Origin of the sequence: Chryseobacterium daecheongense (assembly GCA_027920525.1) — a bacterium.
GTDB lineage: Bacteria > Bacteroidota > Bacteroidia > Flavobacteriales > Weeksellaceae > Chryseobacterium > Chryseobacterium proteolyticum.
Map to the genome: position 1 here is coordinate 2,016,484 of CP115858.1, position 22,326 is coordinate 2,038,809.

Genomic DNA, 22,326 nt, shown 5'->3' on the forward strand with positions numbered 1-22,326 from the left:
TATTGTATCTAAACCAATATCAGTGCTTGTTTCATGTAAATGTGGAAAACTTTTACGATTAAAAGTCAACCAATTAGTGTTTAGCCCTTTCAAAATCGTTTCTTTTTTTCGAACTTTGTGCTTCGCACTAGCAAATAATAAAGACACTTTTCTTGTGAAAAACTTTTAAATATAAGTTCCAACAAATCAAGCTGTTATTTATTCTTTGATTTTTATCCACAGTGATCTAATTAGTTTAATTTAAAGACATTTTTAATATGGGAATTTTTGATAAGAGAGTAAGTTACAAGCCATTTGAATACCCTGAGGTTCTTCAATTTGTAGAAGCGATCAACAAATCGTTTTGGGTGCATTCGGAAGTGGATTTTACTGCAGACATTCAGGATTTTCATTCGCAGCTGGAACCACACGAAAAAAATTCTGTGAAAAATGCTTTACTGGCTATTGCACAGATCGAGGTGTCTGTAAAGACATTTTGGGGAAACCTATACAATCATATGCCAAAACCTGAACTGAACGGTTTAGGAGCTACTTTCGCTGAATGTGAATTCCGTCATTCTGAAGCCTATTCGCGTTTATTGGAAGTACTGGGATATAATGAAGAATTTACCAACGTTATAGCAGTTCCTGCTGTAAAAAAGAGAATTGACTTCTTATCAAATGTTCTGAAACATGCTAATTCTTCCACCCCTAAAGAATATGTTTCTTCTCTTTTACTATTCAGTATCCTGATTGAAAATGTATCGCTTTTCTCACAATTTGCGATCATTCTTTCTTTCACAAGATTTAAAGGATACATGAAAAACGTTTCCAATATTATCGCGTGGACTTCTGTTGATGAACAAATCCATGCTAACGCAGGAATTTATCTGATAAACAAAATCCGCGAAGAACAACCTGATTTATTAACTGATTCAGACATTGAAGATATCTATACTTTGGTAGATCAATCTGTAGAATTGGAAGGTGAAATCTTAGACTGGATCTTTGAATTGGGAGAATTGAGTGTATTCTCAAAAGAAGACTTACTCAACTTTATGAAATACCGTGTTGACGACAGCTTAAAGAAAATCAATATGGATACACGCTACAACATTTCGCCGGAACAATACCGTCCGATGAAATGGTTTGAGGAAGAGGTTTTTGCTAATTCTATGGATGATTTCTTTGCTAAAAGACCTGTTGACTATACGAAACACGACAAGAGTATTACAGCCAACGATTTGTTTTAATTAAACAAGCTCTGTATATAGCTCAACAATCTTTCATTAGGAAGTATCCTTTTCGGATGAAATAAAAACCAAAACACAAAAGATGATTAATGTAATTGTAAGTTATACCGTAAAACCAGAATTTGTTTCAGAAAACAAAGAAAACATTCAAAATTTCCTGAATGATTTCAGACAATTGGATCTGTCGGCATTTGAATACAAGGTTTTTCTTAAAGAAGACGGTGTTACATTCTTACATCATTCTAATTACAGCAATGAAGAGGTACAACATGAGGTTTTGAATACATCATCTTTTAAAGAATTTCAACGATTAAGAGATGAGAGTGGACTTAACGGTTCCCACAAGGTAGAATTTTTAGAATCAATTTAATAACACAAAATTCCTGGATATACGACATGGATATCCGGGAATTTGAAAATATAACAACTATGGAGGAACAAAATACTAATATATGGTGGCTCAACGAGGAGTCTGAGCAAATGCTAAACAGAGGATATCTGTTAAAAGGGGAAACTGTAGACGGAGCTATCGACAGGATTACCACTGCTGCTGCCAAAAAGCTATACAAACCGGAATTACAACCTGCTTTTAAGGAAATGATCACCAAAGGATGGATCAGTTTTTCCTCTCCGGTATGGGCAAATATGGGAACACAGAGAGGTCTTCCTATTTCATGTTTCAATGTACACATTCCGGATAGCATTGAAGGGATTACTCATAAAATGGGTGAAGTCATCATGCAGACAAAAATCGGGGGTGGAACTTCAGGATATTTCGGGGAACTTCGTAACAGAGGAACTGCTGTAACAGATAATGGAAAATCTTCGGGAGCAGTTTCCTTCATGAAATTATTTGATACGGCAATGGACGTAGTATCACAGGGAGGAGTGAGAAGAGGAGCTTTTGCAGCTTACCTGGATATCGACCACGGTGATATTGAAGAGTTCTTATCAATTAAAGATATCGGAAGTCCTATTCAGAATTTATTTACCGGAATTTGTGTTCCTGATTACTGGATGCAGGATATGATCGATGGAGATATGGAAAAACGTAAGATCTGGGCAAGGGTTTTGGAAAGCCGTCAGCAAAAAGGTCTTCCTTATATTTTCTTTACGGATAACGTTAACAGAAATAAACCACAGGTTTACAAAGATTTGGGACTTACTGTAAATGCAAGTAATCTTTGTTCTGAGATCATGCTTCCTTCTACGAGAGAAGAATCATTTATCTGCTGTCTTTCTTCCATGAACCTGGAATTATATGATGAATGGAAAGATACGGACGCAGTGAAGTTGGCTGTTTATTTCCTTGATGCTGTTTTAACTGAATTTATTGATAAAACAGAAGGCAATTATTACCTACAGGGAGCAAGAAACTTTGCAATGCGTCACAGAGCTCTTGGGCTTGGTGTTTTAGGATACCATTCTTACTTACAAAAGAACATGATCCCGTTTGAAAGTTTTGAAGCAACTCAGTTTAATGCAAGAGCATTCAGACATATTAAAGAGCAATCTGAACAGGCATCAAGAGAACTGGCTAACATCTATGGAGAACCTGAATTGTTAAAAGGTTATGGATTAAGAAATACCACCACAATGGCTATTGCTCCTACGACTTCAAGTTCTGCTATTTTGGGACAAACTTCTCCGGGAATTGAACCTTTCGCATCCAACTACTATAAAGCCGGTTTGGCCAAAGGAAATTTCATGCGTAAGAATAAGTACCTGGCAAAATTATTAGAAGAAAAAGGACTTGATAACGAAGAAACATGGAGAACGATTATGTTGAACCATGGTTCCGTTCAGCATTTAACTGAACTAACTGACGAAGAAAAAGCTGTATTTAAGACATTCAAGGAAATTTCTCCAATGGAGATCATTTCCCAGGCCGCTCAGAGACAGCAATATATCGATCAGGCACAGTCATTGAACTTACAAATTCCATCTACCATGCCCGTAAAAGATGTAAACTATCTGTACATCGAAGCATGGAAAAAAGGAGTAAAAACATTATATTATCAAAGAAGCTCATCAGTATCTAAGGAAATGATGGTGAACTTTGTATCTTGTTCAAGCTGCGAAGCTTAGACTACAAATAATAAACAATTATATATTGAAGCACGTTTTTTAAACGTGCTTTTCTTATATCTTGTTTTGTTCAGAATTACAAAATAAAAAAAGCCCAGAAAGAAAATCTGGACTCTTGAAAGAATATATAAAGTAAAAATTAAAAATTATATCGAACTCCCAGCTGTGCCTGGAATCTTGATGCAAACTGATCAATCGTATAAGGCAACCCCGGAGATTTGAAATTATAGGTTGGATCTCCAGCCCCCGGCTGTCCCGCTGCCACGTTTCCAACTTTCGTTAATCCAACGCTTGCTGTTGAATTAAAAGTATTCGGTACAAAATAGATCTTACCCCAATCCTTATTCAACAGATTGGTGAAGTTGATGATACTTAAAGAAATCTGGATATTATTTTTAGACTTCCGGCTCAGTCTGATCTCATCCATAATTCTGATATCTGCCTGAATATTCCAAGGAGTAAAGTCTCCGTTTCTTTGTGTAAACGTCCCTCTTCTGCTGCTCAGGTATTTATTATTATTAACGAAGCTTTCATAATCAGCCACCTGCTGTTGGGCGGTTACCAAAACATTCCCTGCAGCATCTTTTATCGGAACAATATATTTAGCAGCTTCAGCAGCATCTTTAAAGATATATGCCAATCCGGCAGCTTGTCCTGTATTAGCAATAGTACTGTTTACAAAGCCCCATGAGAAAGGATTTCCTGACTGAGCATTGAAATATACGTTGGCCGACAATCTGTTGGACTCTGAAACATTGAAACCATATCCGAGATTGGCAACAATTCTATTTTTAATAGCAAAGTTAGAAGTTGTCAACTGAGGATTATTAGGTGTAAGGGATTGATTCATCTGCCAGTTACTTTCCATTGAGTTTCTGATCCCGTTGGTAATATCTTTAGCATCTCCGTAAGTATATGCTGCAAAGAAGTTAAATCCGAAATTATAAGACTTAGAGATCTGTGCTGTTATATTATACCTGTAACCTTCCTTCGTATTGGATAACATGTACGCATTAGAAAAATTACTGTTGATATTCGTTGTATAAATAGGCATTTGGTGATTCACGTCATAACTGTAATACGTTACGTTATCCGTTTTATTCACCTGCTGGAATTTCAGATCATAAAGTACTTTAGTGTAAATACCTTCTAATGTCAGCTTATATCCTCCAACGGTATAATCTACTCCTAATGAACTTCTCCACACTTTAGGCATTTTGAAGTTATTATCAATAAGGTCTACCTGAACTTTGGAAGAGTTTTGCCAATTAGCAAAGTTTCCGCTTACCAATGGGTCTCCATTAGCTGCCATTTGAGCTGCCGTCGGACCATTATAATCATAACTTCCGAAACCTACTCCATCATTATAATAAGCATAACCCAGCCATGCAAACGGTATTCTTCCTACGAAAATACCAGACCCCCCTCTTAATACAACTGATCTGTTTTCTGTAAGATCCAAAGTAAATCCTAATCTTGGAGACAATGTGGGTTTATTAAGATATTTGTTTGTAAGCTGATTTAATGGTGTATAGCTGTAGGTATTCCCCATATTAGGATCGGTAGGAGAATTAGTAACTTTTGAACTCAAAAGAGGTTTGTTTGGTAAATCAGTATAATCTACTCTTACACCCGGAGATAAACGGAGTCTTCCTAAATTAATCTCGTCCTGAAGGTATAATGAAAGAAGGTTCACTTTATATGATGCATACGGATTATTAAACAGCGTCTCTCTGCTGTCTCCATTGAAAGGATAAGTCCCTCTTATCCTTGCTGGTTTTGAGTTATAAAAATCATCAAGATTCTTATAAGAGATTCTTCCGTTCAATGCATTTACAAAACCATAATCGATATTGTATAATTCATTATGCGTTCCTAATAAGAAAGTATGATTCCCTGTCTTATACGTTAAATTATCGGTGATCTCAAATGTTTTCTGCTTCATATTGAAAACCGTTGCCTCTCTATCATTTCCTAATAAAATAGTTCCTCCATTATACCCTATTTCCACTTGTGGAAACATAGCGTTGGAAGAAGTAGGATCCCTGTAATCATTAATAGAAGAATATCCTAATACTAAGTTATTATTCCATTTATCATTAAAACGGCTTTTTAGTTCCAAAGTCGTCGTTGAAGCATTGTTCTTTTGAATATAGTCCATGCTTGAAAACCTGAAATTGGCACCATCTCTTTCAAGGTTGGAAGCCTGCGAGAATACAGTGTTATTTTTAATGGATAATGTATGTTTATCATTGATCTTCCAGTCTAATTTGTTGAAAAGCTTTGCACTTTCAGAAAAATTAGTGTACTGATTAAAGCTTCCCACATTAAAGCCATACTTGGTTCGAACAAAATCTGAGATCTGTTGAGCAACAGCGTTATTAACCAACGCATTAGGATCATCAGCATTATAAAAAACAGGATCTTTTCTTTTTGTATATTCAAGATTGGTGAATAAAAACACCTTATCTTTAACGACAGGTAATCCTACTCTCCCTCCATAAATAAAATCCTGAAAAGAGCTTGGCATTTTTGAATTATCTCCTACCCTATTTCTTCCTGTAATAGCAGCATTACGTCCGTATACATAAAAAGATCCTTCCACATTATTACTACCACTACGTGTAACGGCATTGATACTTCCTCCAAGGAAATTTCCTAATTTCACGTCATAAGGAGCAATATAAACCTGTACATCCTGAATCGCATCCAAACTAATTGAGTTGGAGCGTGTACTACTTCCCGGCATTCCCGATGTTCCCGTTTGTCCACCCAAAGACGGACTAAAACCAATCGCGTCGTTATTGATCGACCCGTCAATAGTAACGTTATTATACCTGAAATTGGTTCCGTTGAAAGAGTTGTTAGCACTTTGAGGGACCAACTTGGTAACATCCTGGATACCCCTGTTAATATTTGGGAGTCCGGAGATCTGAGCCTGGCTAATTGCAACTCCGTTTTTCACAGTGGTTCTCTTCGAGGTAAGCTTTACCTCGTCGATCACTTTTTCTCTGTTTTTGATTTCTACTACAGGCAAATCATTACTTCCTAATGAAAGCTGTAAATTGGTATTCGAATAGATAATTTGCGAACCATCGGAAATCTCTATCGTGTAGGGTCCTCCGGGTTGTAGATTATCCAGACTAAATTGTCCTTTGTTATTACTTTTAGTTTCAAAGGTACTGTTGGTGGGAACGTGAACTACTTTTACCGTAACTTCAGAATTTACCCCTTTTAATCTTCCGAAAATTTTAGAGCTGGTTTCTTGTGAAAACGCTAAGCCAAAAGACAAAACAGCAAAAGCACAGATCAATTTTCTCTTCATATTTTTATACTTCTAAATTTTATGGCAAAATTAGAAGCAACAATCATGAAGTGTGGTAACATACAGTTAACATTATATAACATAATGTTTAATATTTCCTTAAAAAAAACTTAATTGCTTAAAGTAAACATGTAAGATGAGATCTTGGTAACATTTTACAAATAAATCTTTTACCGCATTGAAGCTATTTTAAGATATATGAACACAATATGAACAACGTTCATTTTACTAAATCAAAGCCTTGATAAAAAACGGAAAACATGGTAGAGGTACTCATCAGTATTTGTACGGTTAACAAATATAGTATTAATACTATAGTAGTATTTCTAAGTTGCCAGGTTTAAAAATATAGTACTTTTGTAAGGTTAAGGTTTATAATTTCCTTCATTGGATATATCCTTATTAAAATTAACAACCCCTTAAAAACACAATATGTACAAAATGCTATTTATCTTCTGTGTAAGCTTTTCCTGCATGGCTTATTCTCAGAACCTTAATTTTACAGATGCCAAATTTAAGGCCTTACTACTAACTTCAGGTCCGGGTAGTCAGATTGCAAAAGACATCAATGGCAACAATATTAAAATTGATGCAAATGGAGATGGGCAGATTCAGCTTACTGAAGCCCAGCAAGTAAAAACTTTAAATATAAAGTTCAATGTGCTTCCCACTTACAATAGTCTTCCAAACCAAATCACCGATGCTCTTTTATTCCCCAATGTCGAAGAACTTTACATCCATGACACAAAATCAGCGGTCATTAGTTTTGTTAACAACAATAAAATTAAAAAAGTTCTTTACACCGGAAGTGGTGGATTTGTAAACAATTTAGGAGTTAGCCACCGTGTTCCTATTGATTTTTCATTCGATAATTGTGGTGCCGTAGAGAATGTGAATGACTTTGTTGCAGACATCAATTTATCTCCTTACGACCCCTCCACAATTTTGAGATATAAAAATTGCCTTCTCATCAAGGATGATATTGTCTTAAACAATAAAAACATTAAGGAGCTTCATATCAAAAACTGCCATGTAAAAACGCTCACCTTCACATCCTGTAAGCGTTTAAATAAGATCAGTGTTCCAAATTTAAATTCACTGACCAAAATTTCAGTTTCCGGATCTACCGGAACCATATTACCATCCGGAAATCAGAATATCCACCTTGTTGCGAAATCTTGTACAAACCTGGAAGAAGTTATAGCAGATACGGATCATTATGAAACAACGGGAGCTTATTTTACTTCCGTAGATCTAAACGGCTGTACTTCGTTAAAAAGAATCAAAGGTCTTAATGCATCCTCAATCAATTTTTCCAATGCTGGATTAATCAATTTAGAAGAGCTTGATGCATCATTCTATAACCGGTATGGTTATTATACTACTTCAGGAGTATATTTTGGAAATGTAACCTCTTTGGATGTATCCGGATTTCCCAAATTGAAAATACTAAAAGCTTTCAATCAGCCAATAACCAATGCTACTTTTAATAGTGCGGCTGCTTTGGAAGATATGGACATCACAAATTCCTGTGGCTACATGGCTGTTTTGAATGTAGACAATCTTACCCATCTCCAAACTCTGAAAGCAGATATTCCCGGTGATCTGAATTTCCTGAATCCACATACTGATCTGCAGCAGATTTCTGCACAAAACTGTATTTCTTTGGTCAATCTATCGATAAAAGGAAATAAAGACCTGAAAAGCTTAGACCTTCAGAATTGTTCGGCTATACAAACATTGAACCTTGGACCTAATTTACCAGGCAACTCACCTTTTGATACCTTTACGGAATTAAATAGCCTTAATATCAATCAGTGTAACTCCTTAAGGGAATTAGGTATTGCTAACACAAAAATTTCTACGATAGACCTTTCACAATGTCCACAATTGGAATCTGCTGATCTTGAATATAATTCATTAGTAAACAATATTAACTTTTCACAAAACGTTCAACTCAAGTACCTTACCCTAAGAAGCTGTCCGCTCATTACCAATCTGAATTTATCGGATTGCAACGTTTTAGAAGCTATTGCATTCTTTAACATGTCCGGATTAATCCAGGTGAATATCAAAAACAATGCATTGGAGGGTTGTGACTTTTCCGGGTACACTAGTAATTTAACCATTTGTGTTGATCCTGCTCAACTTACCGATCTTCAAACTATGTATCCGGACATTAATTTCAGTACCAATTGCCCGTCTACTACCAATTCAAAAAATACGAAGCTAGACCATATAATAACCAAAATTGATGTATTTCCTAATCCCGTAAAAAATATCCTTCAGATAAGATCCCCTGAACCCGTCAATACAATAGATATATTCGACAGTATGGGGAGATCAGTATCACATCAGAGCTGTGGCAAAGGAGATTGCACTATTAATACGTCAGGTTATCCTGCAGGAATTTATCTTATCAAAATAAAGACGAAATCTACTGAAATTTCAAAAAAAATAATAAAAAACTGATTCCCTTTTCCTTGATATCTTTAGCTTAAATTCATAAAATAATTGTCTTATTTTTATTTTATATTTGTTAGATACTTAATTCTTAAAAACTTCAAATATGAAATTCGGACAAGTAGAAGATCCTTCAAAAATAGATTTTACATTACCCAAAGATCACAGCAGAACCAAAGAGATCCTTAAACAAAATAAAAAGGGATTAGAGAATATCTCCATCGGATGTGCCAAATGGAATAAAACCGACCTCAAAGGATTTTATCCAAAAGGAACGAAAGACGAATTAACCTATTATGCTACCCAGTTCAATTCTATAGAACTCAATGCGACATTCTACGGAATGCCAACTCCTGACCAGGTATTGACATGGAAAGAAAAAACACCGGCAGGGTTTAAATTTTTCCCAAAGATTACCAATACGGTTTCCCATTTCAGGAGATTAATTGATGTAACAGAACCTGTAACCCAATTTGCAACATCGGTTCTTAATTTTGATGAAAAACTGGGTATGGTATTTCTTCAGCTTCATGATAACTTTAAACCAAAAGATTATGACAGATTAGAGAAGTTTGTCAAAGAATGGCCAAAAGAAGTCCCACTAGCTATAGAGCTCAGAAATACGGAATGGTTTAATGATGAAAACATTTTAAATACAACCTGCGATCTTTTTGAAGCCCATCATATCACTAATATTATTGTAGATACTGCCGGAAGAAGGGATATGCTTCATATGCGTCTTACCACTCCCAATGCTTTCATCCGTTATGTAGGAGCAAATGCAGAAAGTGACTACGAAAGATTGGATGATTGGTTAAAGCGGGTTACACAATGGAAAAAAGAAGGCCTCCAAAATTTATACTTTTTCGTCCATCAGAATATTGAAAAGGCGTCCCCTTTATTATCTGCTTATCTCATCAAAAAAATGAATGAGGAATGGAAAACCGACCTCCATGTGCCTCAAATGGCAACAGAAAGTATCCAAAGTTTGTTTTAGCATAAAAAAAATATTCAGCTATTTAATCATTTAATTTAAGATTTTATAGCTTTTTTTTATGTTTTAACAGTAAATATATCACTGTTTGGTGTGAAAAATTTTTTATCAGCAAAAGGCAATATTTTTCACCAAGAAATGATATATTGTAAGGTATAAAACCCTTATTACCAACTGTAAAAATCAAAACTATGGAAAAGGAAATATGTACTATCAGCATTACAAACAATTCTCTTGGTGACAATTACACCTTTTACGAAAATGAGAAGATTAAAAGAATCTACGACAGTACCAGCCAGCATCAGGATGTAACAGAATGGCTGACCTATGACCAGATCAGCAGTCAAAGCAAGGATAAGCTCATCAAAAACTGTCCGGAAGAGCTTAAAGAAAAAATCATGATAATTTTAAATTATCCGTGATGTAACAAGAGACATCGACACTATATTTAACTAAAAAAGAAAGATGATCTGCTGGCTTCAGCAGATCATCTTTTATTTTGAAAGGTTTACATTTATTTTTTAATTCTAAAAAGCAAGACCAAATTCAGAAATAGCAAAAGAAAATCGAGAGATACCCAGATCCCCAGTTTTACATTTTCATAATTATAGGCTTCCACCTGCTTTTTAGCAATTTCAGATAATTTTACACTTTGATTGATATAGTTGTTCACCTCAACGATCTGATCAATATTTTTGTTAGGAACAGAATGCTGTGAAAAATAAACCAGGTTTTTCTTTCCTAAATATCCGATAACCCAATACTCATCAGATTTATCCATCTTGAGGTATTCTATTCTGTAATATTCCGGGCGTATCTTTCCAATGTGCTTTGCCTCTTGCATTGCATTTTTATCCGGATTATTGACGTTGATGACATAAAAATCCAGGGTCTGAGGAAGTTTATTAATAACCTGCAAACCAACGGAATTACTCACCACTCCAACAGCACTTTTCTTGATAAACCAATAAGTGAATACCGAGATTGAAAAAATAAGCGTTGCGATACGGAACAGTTTTGCCCATTCAGCACCTTTTCCTGATTTTACCTTAGATAAAATAAGAGAGAGGACAGAACAAAGAAAGATAACAAAGATGATTAATCCCATGCTGCAAATATACTGATTTAAGAATTTTAAGAAAGAACGTTAATCAACATTCCATTCTTTATAAAACTGATCAAGAAATTGAAGCATCACCTCATGCCTTTCCTGAGCCAGTTCTTTTCCTTTCTCTGTGTTCATTAAATCCTTTAAAAGTAATAATTTCTCGTAGAAATGATTGATTGTAGTGCCGTCAGATTTTTTGTATTCCTCTTTCGACATATTCAGCTTTGGCTTAATATCCGGATGGTACATCAGGTTATTTTTAAATCCACCAAAATTAAAGGTTCTTGCAATACCTATTGCTCCTATAGCATCCAAACGGTCTGCATCCTGAACAATCTTTAATTCAATAGGTAAATTCTGCGGAGCTTCTCCTCTGTTTTTAAATGAAATATTCTTAATAATAAAAAGGACCTGCCCGATAATTTCTTCTGAAACATGCTGCTCTTCCAAAAACTCACGGGACACTTTTAACGCAATTGTTTCATCACCATCATGAAATTTAGGATCTGCTATATCGTGAAGCAAAGCTCCCAATTCTACTACTTCTTTGTTACAGTTTTCATTTTCAGCAATTTTCCTGGAAAGCTTCCAGACTCTTTCGATATGAAACCAATCATGTCCTGCTTCTGCTCCTTTAAGTTTTTCCTTTACAAAATCTATTGTATTTTCAATTACACTACTCATTATGTATTAATTCATTTAAAATAATATTCCAAAGCTTCTTGTTATAGCTCCTGAAAAAATTAACATGTCCTATTTCTCCTTTTTCAGATTCTGAAGTTTTTACCAGGCGATATGTCGGTTTAAGGTTGGGATACGTGTCGTTTAATAGACTCTTTACTCCTTTATCCGTAAGCCAGACATCATCTTCAGCCCTGATTACAAAAACTTTTTGAGTCAATTTTTTAGAATAATCATCAATTTTCTCCAGTAAACCGTTTGTTGATTTTTTATTCAAAATTAAGGTTCTCCAATCATAAGCGCAATTTTTAGGAAGACTTTCTCCAAGTCCAAACCAATGAGCCGGAAAATAACCCAGAAGCTGCGTGGCTAAAGGCTGGACAATCCCAAATCCAAGATAAGCTTCTATTTTCGTCCTGAATTTCAGATTCCCAACAAACGCATTTTGTGTTCCCACAAAAAAGAATTCTTTAAACATCTCCGAATCCTTATTCATCCCAAGGATCAATGCTCCAACAGAATGTCCCAGGCAATATTTCTCATACCCTGTAAAGCGGATTCTGATGTAGGTGGTTACTGCTTTATAATCCTGGGAACCCCAAATTCGCATGGAAGCCTCGAAACCTTTCATTTGCTCCGGTTTTGAAAGCCCAATTCCCCGATAATCATACGTGATCACTGTAAATCCCTGCTCTGAAAAATATTGTGCAAAGGAAAAGTAAACATGCTGTTTTACGCCTGTAGCAGAATTGATTAGTAATAATTTATTATTGCTCTGTTCCGGCAGGAAAAGGTGGGCGACAATAGAAATGTGATCTGTGGTTTTTAGAATTAGTTTTTCCATAGTGTAAAAAGAAAAAATCCACTCAAAAGTGGAAATTTTTACTGTTTATTTTATGTTAATTATATACTTTCGATATGTACCAAATAGCTTTAAATAACATAATCGGACATTCTAGGCAATCCGGTTTGCGATCCTTTTCTCGTAGAGACTTTTAAAGAAACTTCATTTCCAAACTTTACACACTCCTCAATAGGATTATTATGACACAAGGCTATGGCAAATCCGGATGTAAATGCATCTCCCATTCCCATTTTATGTACCGTTTTATTATCGTTATGGTTTCTGAAGTATTTCATTTCAGTTCCATCAAAATAAATCGTGGAATTCGTATCATCTCTTACAAAAACTTTATTAAAATATTTTTCAAGAACCCGCTCTTTTTCCTCCTCACCAAAAACAATATAGAGTTCACTACTTTTTACGATTACAAAATCTACATTTTCCAGTACTTCTTCACTAAGTTTCATAGCCGGTGAAGCATAGAGACCAACTTTTTTTCCGTATTTTTTTGCTTTTCTAATGGTATATTCAACAACTTCTATAGAAACTTCTAACTGAACCAGGATAAGATCTGCTGTAGGAAAATACCGGTCTGCATCTTCAATATGTTTGGTACTTAAAAGCTTATTTGCAGCCGGTACCACAACAATGGCAGCATTACCATCAGAAGTCGTCACATAAGCTGTTCCTGTAGCTTCTTTGTCTGTTTCTGCAACAAATCCCACATTCACATTTTCATTCACCAGATTACGCATAATTTGCTGTCCCAGTGGGTCCATCCCCACACATCCAATGAAATAAACACTGGCTCCCAATCTTGCAGTTCCTACAGCCTGATTGGCTCCTTTTCCACCAAAATAACTATCCGAATTAATGGCTAAAACAGTATCATTAGGAGCCGGAAGTTTTTCAGTTTCCAGAACAAGATCTATGGAAGAGCTGCCAACAACTATAATTTTGGGTTGTACTGAGGAAAAGTTCATTGCGGTTAAATTGGTTTATACAAAAATAAAAAATTAGGAATACTAATATAACAATAATTAACTTATTTCAATAAATTCCGTAACTACCTTTACAGGCGCATTATTTTTATCATACGCGATATAGCTGGCATAGAAACCTTCTCCATATCCTGTCTCGAAAGCAAAGATAGTTCCCGGATGCTCATCCGCAGGTTTCAAAAAGGCATATTGATCGATCGCTCCGTTTTCATCGAAAAAATATTCGTGGAAAAACTCCTCATAAATTCCCATAAAGTCGGCACCTTTACTGTGATACAATCTTTTTTCCAGTTCATTAAGTTTTTCCTGGGTATCAACATCCATAAAACAACCCATCCCACTTTCTACAGGATAACCAAATATCTCACCCTCTGCAAGGTCTTTTATATCCTGACCTGAAGTAGTTGCCAATTTCCATTCTGCGATTTCTGAGTGACTGAAAATAATTTCAGCATAGGCTACGCAGTTACTTTCTCTCTCCTTATGTAATAGAACAGCAAAATCCCCTTTTGGGAAATCTGTAGTAAAAGGCTGCATATCATTTGTGATCAAGGGGTCACAAGCTACCAATTTTCCACTAGAAAGGTAAATTTTCCCAACCTCAAAGCTTTCTAACAAAGGACTTTCTACAAAATCTCTTGAAAACAGCTTTTTTATATTCTCTACGTGCGTCATTTTTATTGTCTTTATTTATTGGTGATGAGCTGATCCGCTTACAAGTTATTTTGGCAGCTCATCTGCTCTTCAGATATTATGTCTGAACTATTGTATTAAATTCACAAAAGAAGACAAGTTAAACTGGTCTTCTTTTATGGATATAGTTTCCGGGATTGTCCGGATTGATATTTGTTTTATTTCAAGATAAGTGCCAAAAGATTTATAAGCTCTTCAGCTTCTCTTCCAAAATAGCAATTTTATCCTGTGCATCTTTCTGTTTCTTACGCTCCGCTTCTACAACTTCTGCTTTAGCATTGGCAACAAATTTTTCGTTGGAGAGCTTTTTTTCTACAGAAATTAAAAATCCTTTCAAATACTTTATTTCGTCTTCCGTTTTTGTTTTCTCTTCAGCAAGATCCAGGTTTTCGCTCAATGGAATGGACACTTCGGTAGAACCTACCAGGAATGTAAAACTTGGTTTATTTGTTTTTTCACCAAAATAAATGTCTGAAATATTCGCCAGTTTTCTGATAACAGCTTCATTGGCAAACTCTGAAGAACCCGTATAAATTTCAGCTGCCTCTTTAGGAGAAATCCCCTTCGTCTGGCGATAGTTTCTAACTCCTGAAATAAGTTCCTGAGCCATTTCAAAGTTTTTGATAATAGTCTCATTAAATTCTCCTGCTTTTTTCTGCTGAGAGATAATCAACGCTTCCTCTATACTTCTTTCCGAAATCGTTTGCCATAATTCTTCCGTAAGGAATGGCATAAAAGGATGAAGTAATTTCATTAATTCTTCAAAGAAATAAATAGTCTTTTCGTATACTTCTCTCGAAATCCCTTCACCATAATTAGGTTTGATAGCCTCCAGATACCACGAACAGAAATCATCCCAGATTAATTTATAAACCAAATGCAAAGCATCAGAAATTCTGAATTTCTCAAACTGATCATTAATTTCAGCAATCGCTTTGTTCAATTTATTTTCGAACCACTCTATTGTCTCGTTTTCCGTTACGTTAGCCGGTTTATCTTCATGATTCCACATATTGATTAATCGGAAAGCACTCCAGATCTTGGTCATGAAATTTCTCCCCTGAAGCATAAGATCTTCATCAAAAAGGAGATCATTTCCTGCAGCAGCACTTAGTAAGATTCCAACACGCACACCATCAGCACCATATTTATCAATTAATTCCAAAGGATCCGGTGAGTTTCCTAAAGACTTGGACATCTTTCTTCTTTGCTTATCTCTAACAATACCGGTAAAATAAACGTTTTTAAAAGGAACTGTCTTTTTATATTCTAATCCGGCCATGATCATTCTCGCTACCCAGAAGAAAATAATATCCGGACCTGTTACCAGATCAGAAGTAGGATAATAATACTGAATATCTTTATTTTCAGGATCAAGAAGCCCGTCAAATACAGACATAGGCCATAGCCATGATGAGAACCAGGTATCTAAAGCATCCTGATCTTGTGTAAGGCTTTCAGCTGTAAGATTTTGGTTCCCTGTTTTTTGTTTTGCTAATTCTAAAGCTTCTTCTTTTGTTTCTGCAACTACAAAATCTTCATCTCCGCTTCCATAATAATAAGCGGGGATCTGCTGCCCCCACCAAAGCTGGCGGGAAATATTCCAGTCACGGATGTTTTCCATCCAATGTTTATAGGTATTTTTGAATTTTTCAGGATAAAACTTAATTTCATCGTCCACTACTACATCCAAAGCAGGCTGAGCAAGTTCAGACATTTTCAGGAACCATTGAACAGAAATTTTAGGCTCGATCACTGCTCCTGTTCTTTCAGAAGTACCTACCTTATTTACATAATCCTCAGCTTTTAAAAGGAGATCTTTTTCTTCCAGTTCTTTTGCAATCTGTTTTCTTACCTCAAACCTGTTTTTCCCGGCATAATGTAATCCATACTCATTAAGATTTCCATCATCATCTAAAGCATCAATCATTTTCAACTGATGTTTTTGCCCGATCGCGTAGTCATTGGTATCGTGAGCAGGAGTAATTTTCAGTGCCCCGGTTCCAAATTCAATATCCACATATTCATCTTCAATGATAGGTACCGCACGGTTCACGATAGGTACGATCACATTTTTACCTTTCAGGTGAGCATATCTTTCATCATTAGGATTGATACAAACAGCAGTATCCCCAAAGATTGTTTCAGGACGCGTCGTCGCAACAGAAAGGAATTCTTCTGAACCTTCTATTTTATATTTCAGGAAATATAATTTCCCGTTCTGTTCTTTAAATATTACTTCCTCATCAGATATGTTCGTTTTTGCTTCCGGATCCCAGTTAACCATTCTGTAGCCTCTGTAGATCAATCCTTTATTATAAAGATCAACAAAACTTTTAATTACCTGTGCTGAAAGCTTATCCTCCATCGTAAACCTGGTTCTGTCCCAGTCGCATGAACAACCCAATTTTTTCAGCTGTTCCAGGATGGTTCCCCCATATTTGTCAGTCCATTCCCATGCATGTTTTAAAAACTCCTCCCGGGTAATATCAGATTTATTGACTCCCTCAGATTTCAGTTTAGCAACAACTTTAGCTTCAGTAGCAATTGAAGCGTGATCTGTTCCCGGAACCCAGCAGGCATTAAAGCCCTGCATTCTTGCACGGCGGACCAGAACATCCTGAATGGTATTGTTCAACATATGTCCCATGTGTAAGATCCCCGTCACGTTTGGCGGAGGAATTACGATGGTATATGGTGGCTTGTCATTAGGCTCCGAATGGAAAAACTTGTTTTCCAACCAGTAGTTGTACCATTTTTGTTCTGTTTCCTGTGGATTATACTTTTCTGAAATCTGCATAAATTCTATTTCTTTAGCTTACAATTTGCAAAAATAGCTTAAAGAAAAAAAATTTTCAGTATGAATTAAAATAATTTTTAACTTTGTTTCTTAAAGTTTATCTAAACAAACATATTAACATTCAAGAATATGAAAAAATTAATTGCAGGAATTGCACTATTTGGAACATTTGCTATTGCATCTGCACAAACTATTACTTTTGATAAAACCACTTTCGATTATGGTACTATTAAGCCTAGTGCAGACGGTACAAGATTTTTTACAGTAACTAACACAGGTGATAAGCCTTTGGTAATTTCTAACGTAAAACCTTCTTGTGGATGTACAACTCCTGAATTTAGTACAGATCCTGTAATGCCAGGAAAATCTGCTAAAATCAAAGTTGGATACAATACGACAATCAACGGACCATTCAACAAAATGATTGAAGTATTTTCTAATGACCCGGCAAACAGCAGAAGTGTAATTTACATCAAAGGAAATGTAGATGCTAACGCTCCTGAAGTTGCAGCTACTCCTGCAAAGGTTGAAACTGCAGCAGATGCTAAAGCGGCTAAAAAAGCGGCTAAGGCAGCGAAAAAAGTTGCTGCGGCAAAATAAGCTCTACTCAGAAAAAATAAAAAAACCGTCTACATGTAGACGGTTTTTTTATTACATTTATTTCAAATATATAATTTATGGACACCAATTTCTCAGACGATTTTGAAGTAAAAGGAAAATTTTCCATCAAAAAAACCTCAACGGAATACAAGGGACCTCTTACTAAACAAGAAGGACAGGCAATGCTGGCTATAGAAAAAGAAAAACTTCGTAACCTTCAGGAGAAGTTGTATGCGGATGGAAGCCAGTCTCTCCTTATCATCTTACAGGCGATGGATGCCGCAGGAAAAGACAGTCTTATTGAGCATGTGTTTGGTGGAGTAAATCCACAGGGCTGTAATGTAACAAGTTTTAAAACCCCAAGTTCAAAGGAATACGCCCATGATTTTTTATGGAGACATTATATTGCACTACCTCAAAAAGGAATGATCGGAATCTTTAACCGTTCACATTATGAAAGTGTTTTGGTTTGTAAGGTGCACCCGGAATACAATCTCAGTGAAAAAACATGGAAGTCCGTAAAAGATTTTGACGCCAAATTCTGGGAAAACAGATATGAGAGTATAAGAAATTTCGAAAAACACCTCTCTCAGAACGGAACTAAAATCATTAAAATATTTTTAAATGTTTCAAAAAAGGAACAAAAGCAAAGGCTGCTGGACAGAATTAACGAGCAAGAAAAAAACTGGAAGTTCTCGGCTGCTGATCTTCCGGAAAGGGCATTGTTTGATCAATATATGAGCGCTTATGAGCAGGCTATTAATGAGACTTCAAAAGATTATGCTCCGTGGTATGTGTTACCTGCAGACAATAAATGGTTTGCAAGAGTAGCCGCTATCCAGATCATTATTGATGCATTAGAAAAGATGGACCTTAAATATCCGGCACTTTCTGATAAGGACAAGAAAGGACTTGTTGATGCTAAAAAAGCCCTTGAGAACGAATAGCATCATAAACAATGCTTCAACTTGTAAAATTCATATTTTCAAGTCGATATTAATTATCTTAACAGGCTCAGAAATACAAAAGCGGGGAATAATCCCCGCTTTATTTATAGTCATTTCGTTATCTAAAAAAATCACGAGAAAATCTATAAGCCGGATTTTGTACTTCCTGAGAAGTGCCTGTTATTTATCTGCGTCTTACATTGCTGCAAAACTTTTGCTGATTACCCCTCGGCTTTCAGAGCGAGCAACTCCTATTTTCATTACTGAAAAGAACCGATATACTTATCATTGCACCGCAAAGAGTTTACCTGGTTTCACTACAGCCGAACTGTACTTGCTTTCTGTTGCACTTGTCCTACCCTCACGGGTGACGGATGTTATCCGCTTTGCTGCTCTATGGTGTCCGGACTTTCCTACCCTTGCCGAAACAAAGATCAACAGGCCGATTTTCTCGTGGGCGCAAAGATACGAATTAAAGGCTTTACATTATATGTTATGACGATTACTTATAAGCCTGCCGAACAATACGCTTTCTTAATCAAAGACAAACAATCCGATAAAGCTTAAGTATATGGTAAGTGCCGATTACCAAAACTTGCAATTTATAATTCATAACCCTTCACTAATTAGCACATTATTATTATCTTCGTGCCGTTATACATCTAATTGTGATTTCCAGAGAAAAAGAATTTGCGCAGCTCATAAAAGATAATCAGGGATTGATTATCAAAGTTTCGCGTCTTTATACCAATTCTCTGGAAGATGAAGAAGATCTCTTTCAGGAAATTGTCCTGCAGCTTTGGAGAAGCTATGACTCCTTTAAAGGGAACTCAAAGATCTCCACATGGATGTATCGTGTTGCCTTAAATACAGCCATTACCCTTTTCAGAAAAAAAAGCAAGAGCCTTCCTACAAATGAGCTGGACATCAATCATAAAGACTTCATTGAGGATGATGATGAAAAACAACAGCAGATTTCACTTCTATACACCGTGATCAAGACATTGCCTAATGTAGAAAGAGCTATTGTAATGATGTATTTAGATGATTTGCCCTATAAGGATATCGCAGAAAACCTCGGGATAACTGAGGTAAATGCCCGTGTGAAAATGAACAGATTAAAGAAAACCCTTAAAGAACAGATGGAAAAATATGCCTGATTTTGATTTAGACAGCTTTAAGAAAACATGGCAGGAACAGCCTGTTCAGCAAAAATACGACAATAGTGAGATTCTTAATATGCTCAACAGAAAGTCACGTAACTACGTGAAATATATTTTCTGGATAAGTGTTTTTGAATTTTTACTTTTCTCCGTAATGGGGCTATTTTATTTCTTTCAGGGAGAAGAAACCAATGGATTCCTCAACGTTTTAGAAAAACTGGGTGCTCGAAAAACTCCCGAAGTGGAAAACAGTTTTGACAAGATATATCTGATCCTTAAGATTCTTAGTTTACTTGTTACTGCCTATTTTGTCTATAAATTTTATCAGAATTATCGAAGAATAAAAATCGAAGAAAACCTTAAAGGCCTTATTACCCGAATTATTAAGTTCAAGAAGACGGTTAATGCCTTTATTTTAATCAGTATTGTTTTACTCGTTGCTTTTACTTCTATTTTTACAGTCTTTATTTTTTATGCGTTAAACTCTCAAAATGTAGAACCTGCCAACTCGGCCGTTATCATTTTCATCATAGGTACTGTATTGAGTACCGGACTCTGTGTTTTGCTGATCTGGTTATACTACAGACTTGTTTATGGAATTATCATGAGAAAACTTGATAAGAATCTTGCACAGCTAAGAGACATTGATTCCCTGGAAAATTAACTTTTCCCAGGCGCTATCTTAGGATTTATTTGTTATTTTAGATCAATAAATCTTTTTGTATGGCTTTATCTTATGTATCCGGAGCTTCAAATATTCCTTTACTTGGAGAAACAATCGGTAAAAACCTTAAAAGAACAGTTGAAAAATACCCTGATCATGAAGCTTTAGTTTCTGTTCAGCAGAACTATCGAGCAAGCTACAAAGAATTTTATGACCAGACCACAGCCGTTGCTAAAGCTCTTATTCACTTAGGCACAAAATCTGGTGACAGGATAGGAATCTGGTCTGCCAACAGGTATGAATGGGTACTGCTTCAATATGCTACTGCAAGAATTGGCAGCATTTTAGTGAATATAAATCCTGCATACAGAACTCACGAACTCACATACGTTCTCAATCAGTCAGAAGTTCGTTTTATTTTTTCTTCTTTATCCTTTAAGACCAGTAATTATAAAGAAATGGTTGAATATGCAAAGGAAGTATGCCCTACATTGGAAGGTGCTATTTTCTTTGACGACAGTTGGGAACAGTTTCTGGAAAAAGGAAATTCAGTTTCCGATGAAACCTTACGAAATTTTGAAGAAAATATCGAATTTGATGATCCCGTTAATATCCAATATACATCCGGTACAACCGGTTTTCCCAAAGGAGTTACCCTTTCCCATCATAATATCCTGAATAATGGTTACTTTATCGGAATAAGGTTGCATTACTCAGAAAAGGATAGAGTTTGTGTTCCAGTACCTTTTTATCATTGCTTTGGGATGGTTATAGGAAACATTTGTTGTACTGCACATGGCGCCTGTATTGTAATTCCCAATGAGAGCTTTGATCCGGACATTACCCTACAGGTGGTTTCTGATGAAAAATGCACGTCATTGTACGGAGTTCCTACCATGTTTATCGCTGAATTGGCAGTAAAAGATTTTAATACATTTGATTTCTCTAATTTAAGAACCGGAGTTATGGCCGGGTCTGTATGTCCACAAGAAATCATGAAAAAGGTGGAAAGTCTTATGAATATCAAAGAAATGAGTATTTGCTATGGAATGACGGAAACCTCACCGGTTTCAACCCAGACATTAATAGGAACATCTTTGGAAAAACAGGTAAGTACCGTAGGTACCGTTCAAGATCACCTTGAAATAAAAATCATAGATGAGAATGGTAGAACTGTGGAACGTGGTGAGCATGGCGAACTTTGTACCCGGGGATACTCTGTAATGCTCAAGTACTGGAATGATCCGGAAAATACAAGAAAGGTTATTGATGATGCCCGATGGATGCATACCGGCGACCTTGCTGTAATGGATTCTGAAGGTTATATTACCATTTCCGGAAGAATAAAAGATCTCATTATCCGTGGTGGTGAAAATATTTCCCCAAAGGAAATTGAAGATTTTCTATACACCTATCCCAACATCCTGGATGTGCAGATTATAGGTGTTCCCAGCGAAAAGTTCGGAGAAGAAGTAATGGCATGGGTGAAGGTGAGGAATGGCTTTGATGTAACCGAAGATGAACTTCTTAACTACTGTACCGGGAAGATTGCCCATTACAAGATTCCTAAATACTGGAAATTTGTAGAAGAATTCCCAATGACGATTTCAGGAAAAATAAGAAAGGTTGAAATGCGTGAAATCTCGGTTAAAGAATTAAAACTAGACCACTTAAGGAACAATTAATATAACCATAAAAAATGCCCGGCTCTCCGGGCATTTAT

Annotated in this window: 18 protein-coding genes and 1 other RNA gene; 11 read left to right on the forward strand and 8 right to left on the reverse strand. The window is 35.9% G+C overall.

Translation table 11 applies throughout. The features are described from left to right. The first annotated feature begins 257 nt into the window (after nucleotides 1-257). From PFY10_08865 to PFY10_08875, 3 genes are all read left to right on the forward strand, one after another. Nucleotides 258-1,232 carry a ribonucleotide-diphosphate reductase subunit beta gene (locus tag PFY10_08865; protein WBV58557.1) on the forward strand — a complete coding sequence of 325 codons (975 nt, stop codon included), beginning with the start codon at nucleotides 258-260 and terminating at the stop codon, nucleotides 1,230-1,232. Nucleotides 1,233-1,314: 82 nt separating this feature from the next. Next, entirely contained in the window at nucleotides 1,315-1,602 is a 288-nt protein-coding gene (locus PFY10_08870; GenBank protein ID WBV58558.1) for a hypothetical protein, read from the forward strand. A 59-nt stretch (nucleotides 1,603-1,661) separates the two neighbouring features. Beyond that, nucleotides 1,662-3,320, forward strand: coding sequence for a ribonucleoside-diphosphate reductase subunit alpha (locus PFY10_08875; protein WBV58559.1), 1,659 nt, complete (start codon nucleotides 1,662-1,664; stop codon nucleotides 3,318-3,320). A gap of 139 nt (nucleotides 3,321-3,459) precedes the next feature. On the opposite strand, the gene PFY10_08880 is transcribed toward PFY10_08875, so the two are convergent. Next, nucleotides 3,460-6,645: a TonB-dependent receptor gene (locus PFY10_08880; protein ID WBV58560.1), complete on the reverse strand. Its 3,186-nt coding sequence runs from the start codon at nucleotides 6,643-6,645 to the stop codon at nucleotides 3,460-3,462. Between the two features lie 432 nt (nucleotides 6,646-7,077). On the opposite strand from PFY10_08880, the gene PFY10_08885 reads away from it, so the two are divergent. From PFY10_08885 to PFY10_08895, 3 genes are all read left to right on the forward strand, one after another. Then, nucleotides 7,078-9,117 carry a T9SS type A sorting domain-containing protein gene (locus tag PFY10_08885; GenBank protein WBV58561.1) on the forward strand — a complete coding sequence of 680 codons (2,040 nt, stop codon included), beginning with the start codon at nucleotides 7,078-7,080 and terminating at the stop codon, nucleotides 9,115-9,117. 97 nt (nucleotides 9,118-9,214) lie between these two features. Then, a complete protein-coding gene (locus tag PFY10_08890) occupies nucleotides 9,215-10,105 on the forward strand; it encodes a DUF72 domain-containing protein (protein WBV58562.1) in 891 nt (296 codons plus the stop codon). 188 nt (nucleotides 10,106-10,293) lie between these two features. Continuing rightward, complete coding sequence (locus tag PFY10_08895) at nucleotides 10,294-10,524, forward strand: hypothetical protein (GenBank protein ID WBV58563.1); 231 nt, start codon at nucleotides 10,294-10,296, stop codon at nucleotides 10,522-10,524. Between the two features lie 92 nt (nucleotides 10,525-10,616). On the opposite strand, the gene PFY10_08900 is transcribed toward PFY10_08895, so the two are convergent. The 6 genes from PFY10_08900 to PFY10_08925 all read right to left on the reverse strand — a co-directional run bounded on the left by PFY10_08900 (nucleotide 10,617) and on the right by PFY10_08925 (nucleotide 17,229). After that, nucleotides 10,617-11,210 (reverse strand): hypothetical protein, encoded by a 594-nt coding sequence (locus tag PFY10_08900; protein ID WBV58564.1) that lies wholly within the window; start codon nucleotides 11,208-11,210, stop codon nucleotides 10,617-10,619. A 39-nt stretch (nucleotides 11,211-11,249) separates the two neighbouring features. Continuing rightward, the gene (locus tag PFY10_08905) at nucleotides 11,250-11,894 is read right to left on the reverse strand and encodes an HD domain-containing protein (GenBank protein ID WBV58565.1); all 645 of its coding nucleotides are present in this window, start codon (nucleotides 11,892-11,894) and stop codon (nucleotides 11,250-11,252) included. After that, entirely contained in the window at nucleotides 11,887-12,735 is an 849-nt protein-coding gene (locus tag PFY10_08910) for an alpha/beta hydrolase (GenBank protein WBV58566.1), read from the reverse strand. The genes PFY10_08905 and PFY10_08910 overlap by 8 nt, the downstream gene beginning before the upstream one ends. An 89-nt stretch (nucleotides 12,736-12,824) precedes the next feature. After that, complete coding sequence (locus PFY10_08915; GenBank protein ID WBV58567.1) at nucleotides 12,825-13,718, reverse strand: ribokinase; 894 nt, start codon at nucleotides 13,716-13,718, stop codon at nucleotides 12,825-12,827. Nucleotides 13,719-13,775: 57 nt separating this feature from the next. Next, nucleotides 13,776-14,411 carry a DUF4241 domain-containing protein gene (locus PFY10_08920; protein ID WBV58568.1) on the reverse strand — a complete coding sequence of 212 codons (636 nt, stop codon included), beginning with the start codon at nucleotides 14,409-14,411 and terminating at the stop codon, nucleotides 13,776-13,778. Between the two features lie 202 nt (nucleotides 14,412-14,613). After that, nucleotides 14,614-17,229: a valine--tRNA ligase gene (locus tag PFY10_08925; GenBank protein ID WBV58569.1), complete on the reverse strand. Its 2,616-nt coding sequence runs from the start codon at nucleotides 17,227-17,229 to the stop codon at nucleotides 14,614-14,616. A 129-nt stretch (nucleotides 17,230-17,358) separates the two neighbouring features. On the opposite strand from PFY10_08925, the gene PFY10_08930 reads away from it, so the two are divergent. Both PFY10_08930 and PFY10_08935 read left to right on the forward strand, forming a co-directional pair. Further along, nucleotides 17,359-17,829 carry a DUF1573 domain-containing protein gene (locus PFY10_08930; GenBank protein WBV58570.1) on the forward strand — a complete coding sequence of 157 codons (471 nt, stop codon included), beginning with the start codon at nucleotides 17,359-17,361 and terminating at the stop codon, nucleotides 17,827-17,829. A 77-nt stretch (nucleotides 17,830-17,906) separates the two neighbouring features. Continuing rightward, nucleotides 17,907-18,776, forward strand: a complete 870-nt coding sequence (locus tag PFY10_08935; GenBank protein ID WBV58571.1) for a polyphosphate kinase 2 family protein — start codon at nucleotides 17,907-17,909, stop codon at nucleotides 18,774-18,776. A 130-nt stretch (nucleotides 18,777-18,906) separates the two neighbouring features. Here the strand turns inward: PFY10_08935 and rnpB are convergent. After that, nucleotides 18,907-19,230: RNase P RNA component class A (rnpB, locus tag PFY10_08940), an RNA gene on the reverse strand. Between the two features lie 214 nt (nucleotides 19,231-19,444). Between rnpB and PFY10_08945 the strand changes: the two genes are divergently transcribed. Genes PFY10_08945 through PFY10_08955 form a run of 3 tightly spaced genes read left to right on the forward strand, consistent with a single transcriptional unit; the run spans nucleotide 19,445 to nucleotide 22,288 of the window. Beyond that, a complete protein-coding gene (locus PFY10_08945; protein WBV58572.1) occupies nucleotides 19,445-19,936 on the forward strand; it encodes a sigma-70 family RNA polymerase sigma factor in 492 nt (163 codons plus the stop codon). Next, nucleotides 19,929-20,603: a beta-carotene 15,15'-monooxygenase gene (locus PFY10_08950; protein WBV58573.1), complete on the forward strand. Its 675-nt coding sequence runs from the start codon at nucleotides 19,929-19,931 to the stop codon at nucleotides 20,601-20,603. The genes PFY10_08945 and PFY10_08950 overlap by 8 nt, the downstream gene beginning before the upstream one ends. 59 nt (nucleotides 20,604-20,662) lie before the next feature. Then, nucleotides 20,663-22,288, forward strand: coding sequence for an AMP-binding protein (locus PFY10_08955; protein ID WBV58574.1), 1,626 nt, complete (start codon nucleotides 20,663-20,665; stop codon nucleotides 22,286-22,288). Nucleotides 22,289-22,326: the final 38 nt, after the last annotated feature.

Bases quoted from the DNA above. Each gene is read 5' to 3' on its own strand.
- PFY10_08925 (WBV58569.1), bottom strand. From the start codon at position 17,229: ATGCAGATTTCAGAAAAGTATAATCCACAGGAAACAGAACAAAAATGG.
- PFY10_08900 (WBV58564.1), bottom strand. From the start codon at position 11,210: ATGGGATTAATCATCTTTGTTATCTTTCTTTGTTCTGTCCTCTCTCTT.
- PFY10_08915 (WBV58567.1), bottom strand. From the start codon at position 13,718: ATGAACTTTTCCTCAGTACAACCCAAAATTATAGTTGTTGGCAGCTCT.
- PFY10_08955 (WBV58574.1), top strand. From the start codon at position 20,663: ATGGCTTTATCTTATGTATCCGGAGCTTCAAATATTCCTTTACTTGGA.
- PFY10_08870 (WBV58558.1), top strand. From the start codon at position 1,315: ATGATTAATGTAATTGTAAGTTATACCGTAAAACCAGAATTTGTTTCA.
- PFY10_08935 (WBV58571.1), top strand. From the start codon at position 17,907: ATGGACACCAATTTCTCAGACGATTTTGAAGTAAAAGGAAAATTTTCC.
- PFY10_08885 (WBV58561.1), top strand. From the start codon at position 7,078: ATGTACAAAATGCTATTTATCTTCTGTGTAAGCTTTTCCTGCATGGCT.
- PFY10_08910 (WBV58566.1), bottom strand. From the start codon at position 12,735: ATGGAAAAACTAATTCTAAAAACCACAGATCACATTTCTATTGTCGCC.
- PFY10_08950 (WBV58573.1), top strand. From the start codon at position 19,929: ATGCCTGATTTTGATTTAGACAGCTTTAAGAAAACATGGCAGGAACAG.
- PFY10_08890 (WBV58562.1), top strand. From the start codon at position 9,215: ATGAAATTCGGACAAGTAGAAGATCCTTCAAAAATAGATTTTACATTA.
- PFY10_08875 (WBV58559.1), top strand. From the start codon at position 1,662: ATGGAGGAACAAAATACTAATATATGGTGGCTCAACGAGGAGTCTGAG.
- PFY10_08920 (WBV58568.1), bottom strand. From the start codon at position 14,411: ATGACGCACGTAGAGAATATAAAAAAGCTGTTTTCAAGAGATTTTGTA.
- PFY10_08865 (WBV58557.1), top strand. From the start codon at position 258: ATGGGAATTTTTGATAAGAGAGTAAGTTACAAGCCATTTGAATACCCT.
- PFY10_08895 (WBV58563.1), top strand. From the start codon at position 10,294: ATGGAAAAGGAAATATGTACTATCAGCATTACAAACAATTCTCTTGGT.
- PFY10_08930 (WBV58570.1), top strand. From the start codon at position 17,359: ATGAAAAAATTAATTGCAGGAATTGCACTATTTGGAACATTTGCTATT.
- PFY10_08880 (WBV58560.1), bottom strand. From the start codon at position 6,645: ATGAAGAGAAAATTGATCTGTGCTTTTGCTGTTTTGTCTTTTGGCTTA.
- PFY10_08905 (WBV58565.1), bottom strand. From the start codon at position 11,894: ATGAGTAGTGTAATTGAAAATACAATAGATTTTGTAAAGGAAAAACTT.